This window comes from Streptococcus suis (genome assembly GCF_024509555.1).
Classification (GTDB): Bacteria; Bacillota; Bacilli; order Lactobacillales; family Streptococcaceae; genus Streptococcus; species Streptococcus suis_AD.
This window is the reverse complement of record NZ_JAMWEL010000088.1, coordinates 1-255: the sequence shown is the minus strand read 5'-3', so window position 1 is coordinate 255 and position 255 is coordinate 1. Positions and strand designations below refer to the sequence as shown.

General features: G+C 46.3%; 1 protein-coding gene. It reads right to left on the bottom strand.

Going from position 1 to position 255, the window contains the following annotated elements:
• The coding region (locus NF418_RS10460) for a GTF2I repeat domain-containing protein (RefSeq protein WP_256779552.1) at positions 1 to 255 on the bottom strand (255 nt) is incomplete at both ends.

Genomic DNA, 255 nt, shown 5'->3' with positions numbered 1-255 from the left:
GTTACTGGTTTACCTGAACCGTCGGTTACAGTGATGGTTGCTGGAACGTCTACTGTATCTTGACCTTCTGGCAATTCCTTACCGCTTGGTGTTCCTTCGATTTGGTTCGTAGCTGGGTTGTAGCTTAAACCTTCTGGCAAGCCTGTAACTTCAACTGTTGGGTTCTTAGCGTCTGAATCAACGGTTACTGGGATTGGAGTGATTTCCTTACCAGCAACGACTGTTGAACCGTCAGCTGTTACAGTTGTTTCCTTA